This window comes from Fibrobacter sp. UWT2 (assembly GCF_900142545.1).
Taxonomy (GTDB): Bacteria; Fibrobacterota; Fibrobacteria; order Fibrobacterales; family Fibrobacteraceae; genus Fibrobacter.
In genome coordinates this window covers 80394-99266 of the sequence record NZ_FRBF01000013.1, presented here as the reverse complement: position 1 = coordinate 99266, position 18873 = coordinate 80394, and the positions used below count along the sequence as shown (strand labels likewise).

At 48.7% G+C, this 18873-nt stretch carries 17 protein-coding genes and 1 tRNA gene; 8 read left to right on the top strand and 10 right to left on the bottom strand.

Annotated elements, in window-relative coordinates:
- The first annotated feature begins 204 nt into the window (after positions 1-204).
- Positions 205-669: a hypothetical protein gene (locus BUA40_RS10160; protein WP_143149767.1), complete on the top strand. Its 465-nt coding sequence runs from the start codon at positions 205-207 to the stop codon at positions 667-669.
- Positions 670-692: 23 nt separating this feature from the next.
- On the opposite strand, the gene BUA40_RS10155 is transcribed toward BUA40_RS10160, so the two are convergent.
- Positions 693-3125, bottom strand: a complete 2433-nt coding sequence (locus BUA40_RS10155; RefSeq protein WP_072800529.1) for a hypothetical protein — start codon at positions 3123-3125, stop codon at positions 693-695.
- A gap of 178 nt (positions 3126-3303) precedes the next feature.
- On the opposite strand from BUA40_RS10155, the gene BUA40_RS10150 reads away from it, so the two are divergent.
- Positions 3304-4098, top strand: a complete 795-nt coding sequence (locus BUA40_RS10150; RefSeq protein ID WP_178299603.1) for an Rpn family recombination-promoting nuclease/putative transposase — start codon at positions 3304-3306, stop codon at positions 4096-4098.
- A 226-nt stretch (positions 4099-4324) separates the two neighbouring features.
- On the opposite strand, the gene BUA40_RS10145 is transcribed toward BUA40_RS10150, so the two are convergent.
- Together BUA40_RS10145 and galE are read right to left on the bottom strand one after the other, a co-directional pair.
- A tRNA-Gly gene (locus tag BUA40_RS10145) sits at positions 4325-4397 on the bottom strand.
- Positions 4398-4491: 94 nt separating this feature from the next.
- Positions 4492-5511 (bottom strand): UDP-glucose 4-epimerase GalE, encoded by a 1020-nt coding sequence (gene galE, locus BUA40_RS10140; RefSeq protein ID WP_072800526.1) that lies wholly within the window; start codon positions 5509-5511, stop codon positions 4492-4494.
- A 128-nt stretch (positions 5512-5639) separates the two neighbouring features.
- On the opposite strand from galE, the gene BUA40_RS10135 reads away from it, so the two are divergent.
- Positions 5640-5972, top strand: coding sequence for an ArsR/SmtB family transcription factor (locus tag BUA40_RS10135; RefSeq protein ID WP_072800525.1), 333 nt, complete (start codon positions 5640-5642; stop codon positions 5970-5972).
- Positions 5973-7478, top strand: a complete 1506-nt coding sequence (locus BUA40_RS10130) for an SO_0444 family Cu/Zn efflux transporter (RefSeq protein WP_083585363.1) — start codon at positions 5973-5975, stop codon at positions 7476-7478.
- Positions 7479-7504: 26 nt separating this feature from the next.
- On the opposite strand, the gene ispD is transcribed toward BUA40_RS10130, so the two are convergent.
- The 3 genes from ispD to BUA40_RS10115 are packed head-to-tail and all read right to left on the bottom strand — an operon-like array spanning position 7505 to position 11225.
- The gene (gene ispD / locus BUA40_RS10125; protein ID WP_072800524.1) at positions 7505-8209 is read right to left on the bottom strand and encodes a 2-C-methyl-D-erythritol 4-phosphate cytidylyltransferase; all 705 of its coding nucleotides are present in this window, start codon (positions 8207-8209) and stop codon (positions 7505-7507) included.
- Between the two features lie 3 nt (positions 8210-8212).
- Positions 8213-9763, bottom strand: a complete 1551-nt coding sequence (locus BUA40_RS10120) for an FISUMP domain-containing protein (protein ID WP_083585362.1) — start codon at positions 9761-9763, stop codon at positions 8213-8215.
- Positions 9764-9785: 22 nt separating this feature from the next.
- Positions 9786-11225 carry an alanine/glycine:cation symporter family protein gene (locus tag BUA40_RS10115; protein WP_072800521.1) on the bottom strand — a complete coding sequence of 480 codons (1440 nt, stop codon included), beginning with the start codon at positions 11223-11225 and terminating at the stop codon, positions 9786-9788.
- Positions 11226-11383: 158 nt separating this feature from the next.
- Between BUA40_RS10115 and gltX the strand changes: the two genes are divergently transcribed.
- The 4 genes from gltX (at position 11384) to queA (ending at position 16234) form a co-directional block, all read left to right on the top strand.
- On the top strand, positions 11384-12859 hold the full coding sequence (gene gltX / locus BUA40_RS10110) for a glutamate--tRNA ligase (RefSeq protein WP_072800520.1): 1476 nt from the start codon (positions 11384-11386) through the stop codon (positions 12857-12859).
- Between the two features lie 200 nt (positions 12860-13059).
- On the top strand, positions 13060-14184 hold the full coding sequence (locus BUA40_RS10105) for a BON domain-containing protein (protein WP_178299601.1): 1125 nt from the start codon (positions 13060-13062) through the stop codon (positions 14182-14184).
- A gap of 9 nt (positions 14185-14193) precedes the next feature.
- Complete coding sequence (locus tag BUA40_RS10100; RefSeq protein WP_072800517.1) at positions 14194-15186, top strand: helix-turn-helix transcriptional regulator; 993 nt, start codon at positions 14194-14196, stop codon at positions 15184-15186.
- Between the two features lies 1 nt (position 15187).
- The gene (gene queA / locus BUA40_RS10095) at positions 15188-16234 is read left to right on the top strand and encodes a tRNA preQ1(34) S-adenosylmethionine ribosyltransferase-isomerase QueA (RefSeq protein WP_072800515.1); all 1047 of its coding nucleotides are present in this window, start codon (positions 15188-15190) and stop codon (positions 16232-16234) included.
- Here queA and BUA40_RS10090 read toward each other — a convergent pair.
- From BUA40_RS10090 to BUA40_RS10080, 4 genes are all read right to left on the bottom strand, one after another.
- The gene (locus tag BUA40_RS10090) at positions 16231-17346 is read right to left on the bottom strand and encodes a phosphotransferase (protein WP_072800551.1); all 1116 of its coding nucleotides are present in this window, start codon (positions 17344-17346) and stop codon (positions 16231-16233) included. The genes queA and BUA40_RS10090 overlap by 4 nt on opposite strands.
- Before the next feature lie 20 nt (positions 17347-17366).
- Positions 17367-17717: a hypothetical protein gene (locus tag BUA40_RS10085; RefSeq protein WP_072800514.1), complete on the bottom strand. Its 351-nt coding sequence runs from the start codon at positions 17715-17717 to the stop codon at positions 17367-17369.
- A gap of 17 nt (positions 17718-17734) precedes the next feature.
- A complete protein-coding gene (locus BUA40_RS14805) occupies positions 17735-17866 on the bottom strand; it encodes a hypothetical protein (RefSeq protein WP_255369282.1) in 132 nt (43 codons plus the stop codon).
- A 178-nt stretch (positions 17867-18044) separates the two neighbouring features.
- Positions 18045-18833, bottom strand: coding sequence for a nitrilase-related carbon-nitrogen hydrolase (locus BUA40_RS10080; protein ID WP_072800511.1), 789 nt, complete (start codon positions 18831-18833; stop codon positions 18045-18047).
- Between the last annotated feature and the right edge of the window lie 40 nt (positions 18834-18873).

The following is an 18873-nucleotide window of genomic DNA, read 5'->3' as shown; positions in this document are numbered from 1 at the left end:
AACTGCGTTTAAACGGAATGAGCCCGGTTCAATACCGGACCCATAACTCAATTTTATCCTAACTTTAACCTGTCCAACTTTTTGGGGTCGGTTCACTGCGGGGACACCCCGCAACGCCCCGGCAATTACCGATAAATTTTCAGTTTATTGTTAGATTTTGACAGTTGTTTGAATATATATTATGGGGAAAGTGAGGGTGAAATCATGAAAAAGGTCAAGGATGCCGAAATTAATTTGAGCGATGGCAAAGCTGCCCAAATGCCCTCAACGCGCAAGATTTATGTTCTTTGCACGGTCATACCTTTTCTTCTTTTTTGGGGCGGGATTCTGTCTCCCTTGTGGACGGATAATTTTATTTTATATGTGTTCGCTTTGGCTCCGTACTATTTTTACACTTTTTATTTAAGTAACGATTGGATAGAGGGAAAAAGTTTATTCATGACGAGTGAAGGTTTGTATGCCTCTAAAGTTTGGTGTATTTCAGTGGTAGTTTGTTCAGTGTGCTCGATAGCGTCAATCTTCCTGCTATTTGAATTGTGGAATACATTTTTTTTCAAACCATGTTTGATGCTTGTTTTGAATGCTCCTATGGCTATTGTATGGATTTTGTATTCTAATGTGGCGGATAGGTTTAGGTATGCGCGACCATCTCCGTATTTTATTGCTTAGGAAACCGCCTCTTCCGAAAGTTTTTATTTCAAAAATCCGTATTTATAGACACTCTGTTCAATTTTTTGAGCGAGAGCCTTTTGACGGGTGCGCAGAACCGAGATTAAATCCATGTAGGTGGAGTCTTCTGAACTGCTGTTCATGTGCCCCTTGGCATCGACACCTTGAAAATGCTTGCGGATGTCATAAAAGCTTGCGTCAGGTTTGGAATTCTTTTGTGTGTAGTAGTATTTCCACAGTTCAAGGCCTGCATCATAAACAGCTTGAGCTCCATCAGAAAGATTCAATGAATGCGATTCCATGAATTCTTTCAGGAACTTGTTCATGAAATTACTCTTGAAAGTGCTTTTGCAACCAACTTGTTCGCGAGTAAAAGGAATCCAGTGGTTTGTGGCTAGCGACTGTTTGTCGGTAGCTAGGACTTCGGACGAAATCCTGTTTTGCCCGTGGAAGAGCGTGTAGATCAGGCAGTCCGTCTGGAAGCCAAAATCTTCCTGCCAACCGTCATTCGGATAAAGGAACTGGTCTCTATCATTAAGCCATGTGGCTTCGATGGAGTGACGAACGGCAAGGTAAATTGAAATAGCCTTGAAATTATTTTTGGTTATTGCGGTAACACGCGATTCTCGAACATCACTTTCATTTGGTTTTAAAGTAATATACACGCCACTGTTGTTTTGAAAATCATTGGGAACAAAACATAGCCAACCAATTTTTTCGCCTTCACTATCAAAATTTTCATGCAGCCACTTGTTGATTATTTGTTTGTCAGAAACTGCACAGATTTTCTTTGTTCCTTGAGGAACGCCTGTGCTATCAAATACATCAGAAATAGTTTCGACGAAAGTCTCTTTTTTATCCGTATCCCAAATAAAGAATCCGATTGGAAATTTTCCCGTCACATTATCAAATGTATTTGCAGGAACAACAAAGGATTTTTCAAGTTTTGCTTGAAAGACCTCTCTGTACTTTGCAAAATTGGGAGCGCATAGTGCTTTCAATGTTGCAAATTGTCCCAATTTGCAACATTGTAATTCTTGATAAATTCTTATCAAGAACTGGGCGAAAAGTTCATTGATACTGCGTCCGACCAAATCTAGATATTTTTGACGAGTCCTGGTTTCTGAAAGTCCCTTCCTATTAGCCCCCGTTCCACTAGAAGTCCTTTTATTACTTGCTTCCGCATACGGTGGGTTGATATAAACAACCAGTTTCTTCCGTTTTTCGGGGTCATTGATGATTTGTCTTAATTCATCAGGGCACTTGTCGAATTCGTCATTCAGAAAATCAAACTGAAAGATGTGATTTTCGGGCATGGACCAACCGTTGTTCACACGGTCTGTCATCACATCTATATCCTGCTTGTCCAATGTCGATGCCCATACATTGTCGTAGTTGGTGAGTCCATTCAGCAGGTTGCCCGTTCCGGCGCAACAGTCCCATATACAATAGTCATCTTGCCAGGTTTCTCCGAGCACATCCGCTAAATACTGCTGCGATTTTTCCACCCATATCTGCGGAGTGAAAAAACTGCCCTTGCGTTCGCGGATATCCTGAGGAACCAACAAATCACGTCTTTCAATGATATAATCCCAATATTCCTCTTGTGGGGGTCTCTTATAGATACTCCAAAATTCCTTATACGCCTTTTGTTCGTCTTTGAATTCGACAGAAGAATAGGAAAGGAAACCGTTTTCGTCCAATTTTTTGGCTAGCTCGTACTTTTTTCTTTTCAAGACAACAAAAAGATTGTCCTTGATGGAGCGATTGTCTCTAGAAAGTAAATCCGCCAGGAAAAAATCAGCCGAAATGATTCCTGCCTTGTTGACCTTGGCCCAATCTACATTAATAGAGGGCTTAACCGCAGCTTCCCATTTCTGGAACACGAAGGTAAAATTGTTCTTGGTAACTGAAATTTTTTCGGAGATGTCCTTCGTAATTTTGAAATTGGTACGAATGAATCTTTTTAGCTCTGCAGAGTCGCTCTTGAAACGGAAAAGAATCGATTTCTCTTCAAGCAACTTTTGGCAAAGGTCGTGAAGCTGCTTAAATTCCTTTGTGTCGTGATTGCTCGGGGTTACATTCCAATTAAAATCATTCTGGTAGAAAATTTCCTGTATATCGTGATACTCGATAAACGCAAATTTTTCGGCATCAAAGGCTCCGATGTACTTGGGTGGCAGGTTATGCTCAAAGGAACGCTCCTTACCGATGGTGAGCATCAATTGCACAAAAGATTCGTATATGTCGTGGGTGTTACCCTGTTTCGCCTCTGCCCATAAGATGCTCTTGAGGTCCCCGATATCATCTTCAAAAAGATCGGTGCGCACGCCTTGAGTATTATGTTTCGCTACCACGAAGTCTATGTTTCCGAGTTGTGTGTATTTGTAATCGGCAAAGAAATCCTCACGCACGGCGGATTTCAACTGTTCTTCGCGGAGCTTCAAATAATTCATACTTAGAATATAAGAATTTTTTTTAAGAGATGGTGGAGAATGTTTTCACCTTGGTTTTGTAAAAAGAAATAAACTTTTCGAAAAATCGGCGTTGGAGCCCTGAAAAAAGCGTGTATATATAAAGATAGGGATGGTTCTCTATTCGCGAAAACCGACGCGTTTCGGTTGTAAAATCAAAATGGAAAATAAACGCACGCCGTTTGAACAACTCCCCATTACGGACAGGTTCATGTTTGCCATGGTGTTCAGTCACAAGGAAATCGCCAAGCCCTTTCTTGAAGCCGTTCTCGGCATCAAGATTCACGAACTCAGGGATCCCGAACCCGAAAAGACCGTCGAAGTAAGCCCATTCTACAAGGGAATCCGCTACGATGTCTTTGTAAAGGAATCGGGGCCGGACGGAGAGACTCTCCGCAGTTTCGATATCGAAATGCAAATGGAAGATACCAAGGAAATCCCCAAGCGAACCCGCTATTACCAAGCGATGTGTGATAGCGAAGCTCTGAACAAGGGCGAGGTGTACTACAACCTGAAGGAACTTTATATCGTGTTTTTGTGTCCTGAAGATATTTTCGAACATGGTCGTGCGGTGTACAGGTTCAAGAATCTCGAAATCGACAATCCGAAAATTGAATTGGGAGACCTCTGCTTCAAAAATTTTTATATATTCAGTAAGTACCGGGACATCGCCGAGAAATCAATCAGAGAATATATGGAGTACTTCGCCACAAGAAAGCCGAGTTCTCCAGAAACCGAAAATATAGATCGGTTGGTGAAGTGGTATCAGGCAGACAACGAAACGAGGAAACGCTATATGACTTGGCAACAGGAAATCGACATCGCTGTAGATCTTGAACGCCAGCGTGCTAACAAAGCTGAAGCTCGTGCTAATGAAGTTGAGCGCCTTGCTAAGGCTGAAAAAGCTCGTGCTGACAAGTACGAGAAAATGCTTCGCGAACTTGGTAAGCTGTAGTTTTGTATTTTAGCGGCCAAAGGGACTGTGGTTCGCCAGTCTCCGCTACGCGGCTGGCTTGCCGCCCTACGGGCTCAACACTCACTTCGTTCGCGTTAAGCTCCAAATTCTTTTCACGGGCTTCGCCCAAAAAAGAATTTGGTCGCACCCTCTTCGAGGGTGCCGGGTCCCTTCCCGTGTTATAAAACGAAAAAAGACACCATATAGGTGTCTTTTTTCGTTTTAGAGCGGGAAAAGGGACTCGGACCCTCGACCCCGACCTTGGCAAGGTCGTGCTCTACCAACTGAGCTATTCCCGCGGGGTTGCCCAATTATAGAATAATTGGGCGGAGGTGTCAAGGGGATAGTAATGCAAAAAATGAATTTTTTTGCGGAAAGCGGCTTTTGGGGTCGTTACCCCTTGCGGTAACCGTTGGGGTTGTTCTTTTGCCAGTTCCAGGCGTCGCGGCACATTTCTTCGATGCCGAACTGCGCCTTCCAGCCGAGTTCCTTGTAGGCTTTTTCGGGGTTGCAGTAGCAGGTGGCAATGTCGCCTGCGCGGCGGGGCTTAATGCTGTAGGGTACCTTGATGCCGTTCACCTTTTCGAAGGCGTGCACCACGTCGAGCACGGAGTAGCCGTGGCCTGTTCCCAGGTTGTAAATGGCGAGCCCGCACTTGTTTTCGATTGCCTTGAGGGCGCTCACGTGGCCCGAGGCGAGGTCGCAAACGTGAATGTAGTCGCGTACACCGGTTCCATCGGGGGTGTCGTAGTCGTTGCCGAACACGCCGAGTTCCTTGCGGATGCCCACGGCGGTCTGCGTGATGTAAGGCGTTAAGTTGTTTGGAATGCCGTTCGGGTCTTCGCCGATTTTGCCGCTCGGGTGTGCGCCAATCGGGTTAAAGTAGCGCAGTAGCACCACGTTCCATTCGGGGTCTGCCTTCTGCACGTCGATCAGCACCTGTTCCAGCATCGACTTTGTCTGGCCGTAAGGGTTGGTGATGGCGCCCTTCGGACATTTTTCGGTGATGGGAATTTCTGCGGGATCGCCGTACACGGTGGCCGACGACGAGAAGATGATGTTCTTGCAGCCGTTGTTGCGCATGGCGTTCAGCAGCACGAACGTAGCGTTCATGTTGTTTTCGTAATATTCCAGCGGCTTGGCGACGGATTCGCCTACGGCCTTGAGTCCGGCAAAGTGGATGCAGGCGTCAAAGTGGTTTTCTTTGAAAATCTTGTCCATGGCGGCGGCATCGCGGGCGTCGGCCTTGATAAAGGGAATTTCTTGCCCGACAATTTCGGCGACTCTGCGGAGTGATTCGTCGCAAGAGTTAACGAGGTTGTCGACGGCGACAACGGAATGACCTGCCTTATACAATTCAATAATCGTGTGGCTGCCGATATAACCTGCGCCACCAATAACTGCAATTTTCATTACAAATCCTCAATTTTTGAGCTAAAAATACAAAAATGGGGGCGTTTGGGCGAAATTTTTGAGAAAATGGGGGCGAATTTCGGGTTTTGACCTTGACGAAGTGCCGCAAAAAATGTATATATGAAAATATGAATAATTGTTCATATATTAAAAACGCGAAAAACGAAGTCTCGATGGATGTTCTTTTCGAGCTTTCGGAGTTCTTCAAGTTCTTTGGCGATACCACGCGTATCCGCATTATTCACTTGCTGCTTTCGGGCGAAGTTTCGGTGAATGACATTGCCGAAAAGTTGAACTTGGAACAGTCGGTAGTAAGTCACCAGTTGCGCATTCTGCGTACGGCGAACTTGGTGAAGCCGCGTCGCGACGGTCGCAAGATGTTCTATTCGCTCGACGATGAACATATCGGTTTGATTTTCAATACGGGTCTCACGCATATTCTGCACAAGAAGGGTAAGTAAATGCCTGCGGTTTTAGAAATTCTGGAAAAGTTTGTTTGGCAATTCTTTACGCTGTTTTCAGAGATGGCGCCGTTCCTGCTGCTCGGCTTTTTGCTCGCCGGCATTTTGCATGTGTGGGTGCCGAACCATTTGTATGTGCCGAAAATTTCCAAGCCTACTTTTAAGTCGGTACTTTGGTCGGCGCTGTTTGGCGTGCCACTCCCGATTTGCAGCTGCGGTGTGATTCCGACTTCAATTGCGCTCCGTAAAGAAGGCGCAAGCAAGGGCGCGAGTGTGAGCTTCTTGATTTCGACTCCTGCGACGGGTGTGGATTCAATTTTGGCGACGTACTCGTTGCTGGGCGGACCGTTTGCGATTTTGCGTCCGGTGGCCGCTTTTGTAACGGCGATACTTGGCGGTGTGTTTACGAATTTAGTTACGAAAAATGAGCCGGAAACAGGTGTTGCAGTCATTGGTGAATCGCATGAACATCACCATGAACATGACCACGAACATCATCATGAACACCACGAAGGTTGTGGTTGCGAAGACGATTGTTGTTCTTGCGGCCATGACGATCACGATGAACATGAAAAGAATTCTTTTGCACAGAAGGTGAAAGAAACTTTTGAATATGGCTTTGTGAACATGATTGGCGATGTGAGCAAGTGGCTGATTATCGGACTTTTGCTGGGCGCCTTGATTGCGGCCTTTGTTCCGGATGATTTCTTCTTGTTCTTGCACGAATACCCGCTGCTTTGCATGTTGGTGGTGCTGGTGCTTGCCATGCCCATGTACACTTGTGCGACGGGATCTATTCCGCTGGCTTTGGCTCTTGTTGAAAAGGGTGTTACGCCGGGTGCAGCCTTGGTGCTGTTGATGGCTGGCCCTGCAACGAGTATTGCTAGCATGCTGGTGGTGGGCAAGGCTTTTGGCAAGCGTACTCTCGCGGCATACCTTGTTTCGATTGCATTAGGTGCGATGTTCTTTGGCTTTATTGTCGACACGTTCCTGATGGATACGTTCCTAGCCTCGATGCTCCCGCATGGTTCTGCAGAATGCCACGGTCACGGAGCTCTCGGTGTGTTTGACTACGTTTGCGCAATTGTGTTTGCAGTGCTGATTATTTACGCGAAGTTTGCGCATAAGGGTTGCGGCTGCGGCGGACATTGCAACTGTGGTGAACATGAATGTTGTTGCGAAGATGAAGATCATTGCGAATGCGGAGAACATCATCACGAACATGAACACGGTGAAGGCGAATGCCATTGCCATGAACATGTTCATGAGCATCACCATCATGACGAGCATGTTGTGGAAACTTATCGCGTGAACGGCATGAACTGCAGTCATTGCAAGGTTTGCGTCGAGAAGGCCGTAATGGCTCTAGACGGCGTGATTTCGGCTGAAGCCGATGTCGCAAAAAAGGAACTCCGTGTGGAGTGGCATGACGAAGACGATATAAACGAAACCGCCCTCAAGAAGGCGGTTGACGAAGCCGGCTTTGAGTTCGGCGGGGAAGTATAAAGAATCCCGCGAAGCGGGGTGGCGGTCTATTTGACGCGACTTGCGAAAATCTCGAAGTCTTCGGGAGTCGTAAGCTTGTCGTTCAGGTTGTTGCCCTTGACGATGTAGACGCTTTCGCCGAAGTATTCGAGAATGCTGGCTTCGTCAGTGGGCGTGAAGTTTAAAGGCTCTGCGGCAATGCGCCCGTAGAGCTTTTTCAGTAACGCAATCGAGGCCGCCTGCGGGGTTTGCGCCATCCATACGGTATTGCGGTCGATGGTCTGCTGCACGCAACCGTCTTTTGCAATCTTGATGGTATCGACAGCGGGCTTTGCCACAAGACAACTGCCTTTTTCGACAAGAGTCTTGCAGACATCAAGGATGATTTCTTTACTGATGAAAGGGCGGGCTACATCGTGCACCAACACGAATTCGGCATTGCTGGTGAGTGCATTTACACCGTTTTCGACAGACTGCCAGCGCTCTGCACCACCCACGACAATTTTCATCTTGGTGCGGATGAGTTCGCTTGCGTTGTCGCTGAAAATCTCTTTCTCAAAGTGATCTTTCCAGTCGGCGGGTACGGCCATCACGACTTCGGCGATTTCATCCATCGAAAGGAATGTCTCGAGGCTGTAGCGGTAAACGGGCTTGCCGCCCAAAACCATAAGCTGCTTGGGAATGTTTCCGCCCATGCGCTTGCCGAGTCCCCCGGCGGGGAGCACTGCCGCGAATTTTCCTTTCATATTCATACTTTAGTTTCCTTCGTCTTCTTCACTTTGCTGCGGATAAACCCCGTAATTTCCTTTGCCTAAAACGCAACGTATGTTGGGGTAGTCGCGAGTGCTTGATGAAGCTTTGTAGTAATAGGGTTCAGATTCTTCTCTAGGGGGTTCTACATAGACGGTGGAATCTGAACGGTCTGCTATCATGAGCATCACGTTGGCTGCGGCACCGCCATAGGATTTTCCGCCAAGAATACCGGAACTATAGTAATGATACAAATAACCAGAGGGCATCAGATTGAATCCGAAGGTGTTGTAACCGGCTTGTTTTACGGAACCCCAGCTTTGGGTTGTCATGAGAGCCTTGGAAATAAAAAGACCGTTGGTTTGTTCAAGAATGTAGCTAAACAGGGTTTCCCATTCTTCAAAAGTGGGAATGTGCCAGTCCTTGGGACAAACTCCTTGAATAGGCCATTGCAAGGTGTCTTTAGAGGGGTACCCGGATTGCCCAATTGCCTGTTCCCATCTGTAGTAGCGACCGAGGTATTCGTTCCCGTCACAGGTTCTGTCGTAACACCAACTGCTGTCAATGGCGAATCGTAAATTTTCGGCCATCCAAGTTTGGGTGCCGATTTTTACGGTCTTGTAAATGTTTCCGTCGCGTTCATCAATGATTTCACCATATTCACCTGAATATTCTTTGGAGATGTCGACTATGGTGTACTCGGGGACAGTATAGGTTGATTGAACTTTTATGCTGTCGGGAATCTTCATTTTTTGCGGATAATAGCAATGAACGTATAGGGCGTCAGTGTACCAGTAATAACTGTCAAAATTGCAGTCGCTAGAGTCCTTGCAGAATTTTTTGTATTCTATGTTCTCGTCGCAGTTCTTGTCGACAACCATTGTAGACAGGGGATGTGTTCCCCAGTATAGTTGAACCTTGCCGACGCCTCTGTAATTTTCACCGTGTTCAAAATATCCGCCGTAATATCCTTTGGTGCCATCTGGCGAAATTGTCCATCCTTGAGGGCAGATTTTTTCGGTCGCGATGCAGCTAAAATTTTTAGTTTGGGTAACGTCAAGCCAGGTGTAAAGACGACCGTAGCGCTTGCAATTTTCAGGAAGATCATTGTAGCAGCGACTATCCGGAGTCTCGTAGTTGAGAGGCTGAATCATGTGCAATGTACTGTCGGACCTGAGTTCTATATCGTAGGTTTGCCAGTCACGCTTGTCTAAAAGCTTCATCGACATTAGATTCAAGTGCATTCCGCTGTTTTCGATGATGTACGAAAATTCAGACGTCGATGATGTCGTAGAGCTAGAGGATGTTGTCGAAGAGGATGAACCTGATGTTGATTTCCCGCTAGAGGAACTCTTGCCTTGTGAATCCGAAGAGTTGCCTTTTGAATTCTCCGAGGACGACGAGCCCTTATTTGAAGAACTGGACTTGTTGCCGGAAGAGGATGATGCCGTCTCAGAGGTCTCGTTTTCTGGAGACGAGGCGGTTCCTTCGCCACTACAGGCGAATAGTGCGATTGCAATGGTTGCAATGATTGGTTTAATCAGAAACTTCTTCATGATCTCCTCTAACCTCCCAAATTTAGTCGCCGACTTTACCGTTGTGGAGCTTGTCCAAGAAAATCCTGGTCTCTCGAGCGACAATGCCAGAAAGCAGAATCAGCGCGATCAAGTTCGGGAATGCCATGAGGCCGTTAAAGATGTCGGCGCTGGTCCACACGGCGCTCACCGTGAGGTACGGGCCAATAAAGACGGCGGCCACATACAGCCAACGGAAGGTGAGGATGGCGCCTTTCTTGCCGCGGCCCACGAGGTATTCCAGGCAGCGTTCAGAATAGTAGGCCCAGCCAAGAATCGTCGTGAAGGCAAAGAACACCAGAGCCGTGGTCAGAATGAAGGGGGCTACGCTTGCGCCTGCGGGCAGGTTTTCGAGACCGCGGGTGAAGGCTTCCATAGTAATGTTTACGCCCTGAAGACCGAGTTCCGGAGTCCATGCGCCCGTTACCACAATGGCAAGGCCCGTCATGGAGCAAATAATGATGGTGTCGATAAAGGTGCCGGTCATGCAAACGAGACCCTGGCGAACAGGTTCCTTGGTCTTTGCGGCTGCGGCGGCAATCGGGGCAGAACCGAGGCCTGCTTCGTTACTGAAAATGCCGCGGGCAATACCCTTCTGCATGGCAATGAAAATCGTACCAACCACACCGCCGGTTACAGCGCTCGGGTTGAACGCGGCGCGGATAATCATTTCGATGGCGCCCGAAATCTTGGAGAAGTTGAAACCGAGAATCAGCAAGCAGAATAGAATGTAGAAGATAGCCATGATCGGCACAATGTAGAGCGAAACCTTGGCGATGCGCTTAAGGCCGCCGATAATCACCATGGCGGTAAAGCCTGCGCAGAAAAGGCCTGCGATTGCGGTAGAGATAGAAACGGAGTTTCCGCCGATGTTGACGAATTCGCCAGAGGGGAACACGGTTGCAACTGCCGACGTAATGCCGTTGACCTGCGTGATGGTGCCGATGCCGAGAAGCCCGGCGAGCACACCAAAGACGGCGAACAGAACGGCGAGCCACTTAAAGTTGAGTCCGAAACGTTCATTGATGCCGGTTTCGATGTAGTAGAACGGACCGCCCAGCACTTTACCGTCGGTGTCTACCTTACGGTATTTGACGGCAAGAAGGCCTTCGGCGTATTTGGTGGCCATGCCGAAGAAAGCGGCGACTTCCATCCAGAAAAGAGCGCCCGGGCCGCCGGTGCCGATAGCGGTGGCAACACCTACGATGTTACCCGTGCCGACGGTTGCGGCAAGGGCGGTGCAAAGGGCTGCAAAGCTTGAAACTTCGCCTTCGCCGTGCTTTTCGTTGTGGAGCATGTAACGCAGGGCGTTACCGAGGTTTGTCACCTGAAGCACGCCGAGACGGCTGGTAAGCAGGATACCGACAAACAGGATGACTGCAATGAGCGGGATTCCCCACACGTAGCCGTCAATAGTATCTAAGATGGAATTTAGAGTTTCCATAATTTTCCCATGAAAAGGTGGCTGTTTCAATTAACGGCTTCAAAGATAGAAATATTCAACAGGGGTGCTCTTTAAATTGCTATTTTTTGACACGGAATGTAAAACAGGGTCCGTAACAAATTTCTGTTTGGACCGATTGAATCTATAAAGAGGAATCTATGTGCGAAAATTGCAACTCCGCTAAGTCTCCTGTCCGCGTGCGTTTTGCTCCGAGCCCGACGGGCTACCTGCATGTGGGCGGTGCTCGTACCGCTATCTACAATTACTTTTTTGCCAAACACATGGGCGGTACGTTCTACCTGCGTATCGAAGATACCGACCGTAAGCGTTACAACGAAACTGCATTGCACGACTTGATGCGCGACCTCAAGTGGTTGGGCCTGCAGTGGGACGAAGGTCCGGGCTGCGAAGGCGACTGCGGTCCGTATTTCCAGAGCGAACGCTTGGACATTTACCACCGCGAAATCAAGAAGCTCTTGGATGCTGGCTACGCATACTACTGCTTCTGCTCCGAAGAACGCCTGCAGGAAGTCCGTGCCGAACAGGAAAAGTCTCACGTGCCGGTGACCGGTTACGACCGTCATTGCCGTAACATCAGCCGCGAAGAAGCCGAAGCCCGCATTGCCGCCGGCGAAAAGGCCGTGATTCGCTTCAAGGTTCCGGAAACGGGCGTCACTGAATTCGATGACATGATCCGCGGACACATCAGTTACCAGAACGAACTTTTGGATGACCTGGTGCTCATCAAGCGCGACGGTTATCCGACCTACCACTTTGCAAGCGTCGTGGATGACCACTTGATGGGTACGACCCACGTGCTCCGCGGCGACGAATGGATTAGCTCCACGCCGAAGCACGAACTCTTGTACAAGGCTTTCGGCTGGCAGCCGCCCGTATGGTGCCACTTGCCGGTGATTCTCGACAAGAACGGCGGTAAGCTTTCCAAGCGCAAGGGTGCAGCTTCTGTGGGTGATTTCCGCGACCTCGGCTACCTGCCCGAAACGCTCGTGAACTACCTCGCTCTCCTCGGCTGGAACCCGGGCGACGACCGCGAAGTTATGACCATCAAGGAAATGGTGGACAGCTTCACTCTTGAACGCATCAACCCGAAGTCTGCCAGCTTCGACGAAAAGAAACTCCAGTGGATGAACGGCCAGCACATTCACCTGTGCGACGATGGCATGCTCAAGGGAATCATGAAGGAAGGCCTTGTTGCCAAGGGCATCGACCTTTCCAACGAACCGGAAGCTCGCCTCGATGAAATCGTGAAACAGCTCAAGCCGCGCGCCCACTTTGTGCAGGACTTGGCCGACATGGCCGTGTACTTCTTTGTGGCTCCGACGACCTATGACGAAAAGGGTGCCAAGAAGCACTTTGGTGAAGGTTCCAAGGAAGTGGCAACGCTCGTGCGCGACATGCTCGCCTCCATCGAAGACTTCAAGACTCCGGTCATCGAAAAGGGCTTCTACGACCTCGCCGAACGTTGTGGCCACAAGGTCGGTGAACTCGTCGGTGCTCCGCGTCTCGCCGTGTCTGGCGTTACCGCTGGCCCCGGCCTCTGGGAAATGTTTGAACTGATTGGCAAGGAAGAAGTGCTCCGCCGCATCGACGTGGCTCTCCCGCTCATGAAGTAGATCCATCGACTTCGCTCCTAAGAACCTAACTCAACTACAGAACTAAAGTTCTAAGTTTCGTATAGCTCAGGATGACACACTAGAAAATGCGTTCTCAGTTTCCTCATAGGTTGTATTCTCAAAGGCTCTTTTGCCGCCGTTGCCAAAAGGTGACGGGACACGGCATTTTTGCCCGAGAGGCCTATTCGACCTTTGGGGGAATGGATCCGCATATTCCTCTGCTTTGCTGCTGCGATGCCTGTGGCACCATGTTTGTGGCGTTCTCGAATGAATTTGTTTTTTGCAGTCGAGAATTCGTCAATCAGGATTACGCCAAGATTTATGGCTATAACCGCATAGCGGCGGGCAACTGGATTTTTTTCAAGGAAACCCCGAAACCGGGAATCGTCAAGAGCGTTTTTCAGTCGCCGGACAAGCAGATTTTTGTTGTCAATTATGATGGCGGCCCCGATCAAAGAATCGAACTTCCTAAAGTCGTCATTGATCATGAAGAATCTCCTGAAGGTTACCGCCTGTTGCCCATACAGAGCGCACAGACGCTTTTGGGCGATTATATCTATCACGCTATCCGCGACCAGTTTGGCGTTGCCGTAGGCTTTGTGAATGACGGCGAAAAAGATAAGCTGGTGGTGCTGCTGAAAGACAAGACTTTGGTCTTTATTACGCTTCCGCCCTTGGCTCAAAACGTGTCCAACGAAAAGTTGATGGCTGTTGTGCAGGGCAAGCTGGCCCAGGTTTTTCCGGATCAGTGCTCCAAGGTGACTGTCGAAGTGGCGCAGGGCATTGTTTACTTGAACGGCCTTGTCGATAATCTCTCGATCCAGCGGTCGATGGTGCGGTGCGTGAATGCGCTCCCTAAGGTGCGAGGCTGCGTCGACTTTACTCGCGTCCTGGTGTCGCCTTTTGTGACCGATGCACAGATTGAAAAGTCCGTGTATGAACAAATTGAAGCGCCGGGAACGTACCTGTTCGATTGTAAGCTTAGTGTTGTAGAGGGTAAGGTTCAGCTGGAAGCCTGCTGTTACGAGAATGAACGCCCCAAGGACTTGGAAAACCGTTTGTCAGAAATTCCCGGGGTTCGCGACTTGATTTTGCTGGTGACAGAAGTTTATGAACCCGTGAACGTGGAACTTTGCAAAAAGGTAGAAGCAGAAATTTCGACCAGCACTTTCTTGCGTGGCGCCAACATTAGGGTGTCTTGCAATAACCGTAGATTTTTGATGGAAGGCTCAGTCCAATCCATTTTGCAGAAAGAGCTGGCGTTTGCAACCGTTTTGAAAAATGTCAAGACGACATCTATTGAAAATAGATTAAGAATTGTATAGGAGGTGCCAATGGCTACCGGTTACGAAAAGATCAATGCGATTAAGGGCAAGTTGAAAGTCAAGCAGACGGTGAATGACTTGGCTCGCCTTATGAACTGCGGCCCCCGTACTATTTTCCGTCATTTGGAAGTGATTAACGAAGAAAATTGCGGTCTTCGTAAGTTTAAGGAAAATGGTGAAACCTATTACATTATCCAGACTGAAAAAGAAGCGAATTTCAACCAGGAAGTCGTAAAGCAGCTTGAAAAAATCAAGAAGAATCTGCCGACGAGTTCTGCTCCCGATATCAAGACGGTCAAGCTTCTGGATAAGGTCATCAAGACCATGCAGACCACGAATCCCGAAGATTTCAAGCCCGAGGCGATTTCGACGGACCCGGATTATGTCCTGGATTACGGTCCCTTCAGCGATGACAGGCTGCAGGATACCATGGTCAATCGCGTGCTCAAGGCCATTCATGATGGTTTTTCCATCAAGATTCATTACCGCCCCTCTGGCAAGGGCCATACGGATGCCGATGAGTTTATCAAGGAAGTGAATCCGGTCAAGGTGATTATGCGCGTAGACACGCTTTACCTGGTGGCTGGTGAAATCGATGAAAAGGGAAACCAAATTTTCAAAAATTATGTTTTTGAACGCATCGAAAGTGTGACAGAAACAAATCACGCCATTCCTAAGTTTAATTTTGATGCCAAGTTGCATTACAAGTATGCTTTTGGCAAGTATGCAAGCCAGAGTACACCCGAAGATGTTTCTTTGGAAATCAAGGCGTCTTCGAAGTGGTTGCAGACGCAGTTTGAACGTTCGCATTTCTTCCCTGAAATTTCAAAGCGCTATGACAAGAATAAGAATATGATTGTTGACATGAAGCTGCGCATTACGCCGGATTTTGAAACCTGGCTGATGGGTGTTGCGACTGATGTCCGCATTCTAAAACCTGCCTCGCTTAAGGAAAGCGTGAAGAAGTTACTGAAAAAGGCTCTCGCTGAGATGGATGCCTAAAATGGAATCGCATAATCTTTCTGACTATAATTTTGAATTTCCCAAGGAACTGATTGCCAGCCGCACGGCAGGCAAGGGGAAGACTCGTATTTTGCATTGCCCCAAGGATGGTGGTGAACGACACATTCTGAAGGCTCCTGAAATTGTCGACCTTTTTAAGCCGGGTGATTGCCTGGTCGTGAATAACACTAAGGTGATTCCGGCTCGATTGTACGGCCACACCATGCACGGCGGCGAAGTCGAAACGCTTCTGGTGCAGGCGCTGATTCCTGCCGAAGACGGCTCGGCACGATACGAGGCGCAGGTGCGTCCGGGCAAGGCTTTCAAGATTGGTCGCGAACTCGATATTGCCGGCGTCAAGACGGTTGTCGAAGATATCAAGGAAGACGGCGCTCGCGTGCTGCGCTTTGCTGTAACGCCTGTGGAACTCGAAGCGGTGATGAATCGCGAAGGCCATGTGCCGCTGCCGCCTTACATTGACCGCCCCGATGACGAGGACGACAAGAAGGCTTACCAGACGATTTTTGCGAAGTATTCGGGTGCGGTGGCTGCTCCGACGGCTAGCCTTCACTTTAGCGAAGAAATGCTCGAAGCCTTGAAGGCGAAGGGCGTTTACGTTGCCGAAGTCACGCTGCATGTGGGTCCGGGTACATTCCAGAATATTTCAGTGGAAGACTTTACGCAGCACAAGATGCACGGTGAACATTACGAGCTCACTGCTGAAAACGCCGATATCATCAACAAAGCAAAGCGCGACGGCGGTCGCATTGTAACGGTGGGTACCACGAGTACTCGCGTCATCGAAACGATTGCCGATGCGAACGGTTTCCTGAAACCGCAAAAGGGCGTGACCCATGCGTTCTTCTACCCCGGTTACCGCTACAAGATTGTGGATGGCTTGCTGACCAATTTCCATTGGCCCAAGAGCAGCCTCATCTTGCTGGTGTCCGCATTCTATGGCCGCGAAAACACTCTCGAAGCCTACAAGATGGCGGTCGAAAACAGGATGAAGCTCTTCAGTTACGGTGACGGAATGCTGATTCTTTAGAATCCGTTTTTTAACGCGCGCTCCGGAATCCAGAACCAGTCGGGTCGGAATTCCAGCTCGTAACAAGCTTCGTAGATGGCCTTGCCCAGTACATAGGGCGAGGCCTCTTCTTTTAATTGCGGTACGGAAATGCCGGATTCACGGCTGTAGCCTTGCAAAAAGGCTTCGGCCGTGACTTGCTCGAATTCCTTATCGCCGCGGACGGCGCTGGCATAGGCGAAGCTGCGGAGCATGCCGGCTATGTCGGCGGCGGGGGAGCGGAGCCTACGGCGGAATTCGAGGGTACGGGTCGGTTCGCCTTCAAAGTCCAGCACGATGAACTTGCCGTCCTTATAAAGCATCTGGCCCAGGTGATAATCTCCGTGAATGCGCTGCGGTACGAGGGCGCTCGCATTGTCATTCCGGACTTGCCGTGACCTGATGCTTTCTACGCGAGGAATCAGATTCTCTTTTCCATTCGCCTTCAAAAGTCCGATGAGTTTGTCGTAGGGAACTTCTTCGGCTTGCGGGGCGGTGCCTTCTAAATCCTTGAGCGCCTTGTGCATGGTGGTGGTGGTGCATCCGAGTTCAAATGCTGCTTTCTTGTAGAATTCCGCGTCGACATTCTGGGCGTCGGTGAAAATTTCCCAAGCGTTTGCTGCGTCGGGAATGTGTTCCTCGAGAATCCCGAGGGTGCGCATTTCGCCATCTTTAGTGTAGCTGAAATCACCGTAGAAATTCGGGGCGATTTTTGGGAATCCCGCTGCCTTTTTTTTGCTCAGGTGCTTGAGAATTTCAGCTTCGGGGTGTTCGCCGACTTGTAAACGGCGGTACAGCTTGAAGAAAAATTCTCCCTTGGAGTAGAAAGCCGAATTGCTTTGTTCGGCGTTTAGCGGCTTTGCGTGCAGCAATGTTTCTTTCGGAAATTTTTGACCGAAATATTCGGCGAGTACTGCGCCCATTTTGGACTCGTCTTCGATAACGGCGTAATAATCGCATTCGTCTTTTTCGAAACGGACTTCGACAATCGAAACTTTTGTGCCTCCGCTCGGGAAGGAATCGTATTCTTCGATAGAATGGACCTTGCGGCCTTTGCCCATGAACCAACGCTTGTCAGAAATGCATTCAATCATCGCACGTCTCACATTCCACATCATTTTGCTTTTAATGGCGGAAAATACCCTTGGCTTCTTAACGTAGCTAGAATTTTGAGTTGTGCTTCGAGGGGTTCCTTCAGGAATCCTTCTAGCACAAAGTCGGGAATCCTTTTTTGCGGCTTGAATTCTTTGGGAATATCCTTGTAGTCGCTGAGCTGCCAGTTGACAAGCAACTTAGGCAGAAACTGGTCCCAAGGAAACTTGTCCCCGGGCTTGAGGTAAAAACGCGCCGGCTTCTTGCCGTCTTTGGCTTCCATTAAAAGAGAGCCGTCGCGAAAGCAACTAAAAAGCACAGCCTGCCTTTCCTCGTTGGAGGTGGCTGGCTGTGCTGAAATGACTAACACCATTCGCAATTTGCGAATCCCTATGCAGCGAGTTCCCTTTGGATCTGGGAATACTGATAGCTCGAAATCGAAGTGATCTTGAGAATCAGCTCGCGAGTGATGCCGGCTTTGATAAGAGCCTTGGCGTATTGGAGTCTGCTTGTGTTCGACATATGTTACCTCACACGTTTAGACGTTTTAGTTTCTTACGATAAAGATACAATATATTTCTGACATTTCAATGTCAAAAATAATGCAAAAATTTTCGTATTTTCGGGTATATTGGGCCTAACTTGTTGATAGTTCGTGAATTAGGCTCATTTATAAATTTTGAAGGAAGTGTGATAAAAATTACACTAAAATACCCTTTAAAACGGGGAATTGGGTGCGGTACTCTTCTTGCGGGGCGGATTCGATTCTGGCAGAAACGATGCCTTCTTCTTGGCCTGCAATAGCCATAACATCGCCTTTCGGGTTGACTATCATAGAGTTACCGCCATTCAAGGCGTTGTCGGTGCAGTTGACGGCGGCAATATAAACCTGGTCTTCGATAGCGCGGGCCTGCAACAGGGTTTTCCAATGTGCAATTCTTGCGGCGGGCCAGGCGGCTTGAACGGTAATGAGTCTTGCTCCCGCCTTTACGGCGTCGCGGTAAAGTTCGGGGAATCGCAAGTCAAAGCAAATGGTGGCGGCTGTATTCCAGTTTGCGATTTTGAATAAATTAACTTTTGCGCCGGCGCTGAATTTCCCTTGCTCCATAAAGAATGGCTGACGCTTGTCGTAGCTGGCGTATTCTTGAGGGTTGCTGGGCAAATAGACGCTGCTGTGGTTCAACAGCTGTTTGCCGGGTTCGCTGTTCTTTGCGATACCTGCGCCCATGACGGTGCAGCCGGTGTTGCATGCGAGCTGGTATAAAAAGCTTGCGGTTTCGCCGGAGTCCTTGGTGGAAAAATCTTCGGCAGCGCTTTCGGGGTGCAGGGGCAAATACCCCGTGGCAAACATTTCCGGAAGAATGATTACGCCGGGAACGGGATCGTCCTGATTTTTATGAATCTGGACGGTCAATTCAAGAACCTTGGCAAAGTTTTTGGCTTTGTCGTTGGCGGCGACGTTCATCTGTACCAGGTAGATATCAAGCATACTATATATAAATATAGTTACTCGCTAATAGCCGTTTGAT

Coding starts and splice junctions, on each gene's coding strand:
- BUA40_RS10160 (WP_143149767.1), top strand. CDS start 205: ATGAAAAAGGTCAAGGATGCCGAAATTAATTTGAGCGATGGCAAAGCT.
- BUA40_RS10155 (WP_072800529.1), bottom strand. CDS start 3,125: ATGAATTATTTGAAGCTCCGCGAAGAACAGTTGAAATCCGCCGTGCGT.
- BUA40_RS10150 (WP_178299603.1), top strand. CDS start 3,304: ATGGAAAATAAACGCACGCCGTTTGAACAACTCCCCATTACGGACAGG.
- galE (WP_072800526.1), bottom strand. CDS start 5,511: ATGAAAATTGCAGTTATTGGTGGCGCAGGTTATATCGGCAGCCACACG.
- BUA40_RS10135 (WP_072800525.1), top strand. CDS start 5,640: ATGAATAATTGTTCATATATTAAAAACGCGAAAAACGAAGTCTCGATG.
- BUA40_RS10130 (WP_083585363.1), top strand. CDS start 5,973: ATGCCTGCGGTTTTAGAAATTCTGGAAAAGTTTGTTTGGCAATTCTTT.
- ispD (WP_072800524.1), bottom strand. CDS start 8,209: ATGAATATGAAAGGAAAATTCGCGGCAGTGCTCCCCGCCGGGGGACTC.
- BUA40_RS10120 (WP_083585362.1), bottom strand. CDS start 9,763: ATGAAGAAGTTTCTGATTAAACCAATCATTGCAACCATTGCAATCGCA.
- BUA40_RS10115 (WP_072800521.1), bottom strand. CDS start 11,225: ATGGAAACTCTAAATTCCATCTTAGATACTATTGACGGCTACGTGTGG.
- gltX (WP_072800520.1), top strand. CDS start 11,384: ATGTGCGAAAATTGCAACTCCGCTAAGTCTCCTGTCCGCGTGCGTTTT.
- BUA40_RS10105 (WP_178299601.1), top strand. CDS start 13,060: ATGGATCCGCATATTCCTCTGCTTTGCTGCTGCGATGCCTGTGGCACC.
- BUA40_RS10100 (WP_072800517.1), top strand. CDS start 14,194: ATGGCTACCGGTTACGAAAAGATCAATGCGATTAAGGGCAAGTTGAAA.
- queA (WP_072800515.1), top strand. CDS start 15,188: ATGGAATCGCATAATCTTTCTGACTATAATTTTGAATTTCCCAAGGAA.
- BUA40_RS10090 (WP_072800551.1), bottom strand. CDS start 17,346: ATGATTGAATGCATTTCTGACAAGCGTTGGTTCATGGGCAAAGGCCGC.
- BUA40_RS10085 (WP_072800514.1), bottom strand. CDS start 17,717: ATGGTGTTAGTCATTTCAGCACAGCCAGCCACCTCCAACGAGGAAAGG.
- BUA40_RS14805 (WP_255369282.1), bottom strand. CDS start 17,866: ATGTCGAACACAAGCAGACTCCAATACGCCAAGGCTCTTATCAAAGCC.
- BUA40_RS10080 (WP_072800511.1), bottom strand. CDS start 18,833: ATGCTTGATATCTACCTGGTACAGATGAACGTCGCCGCCAACGACAAA.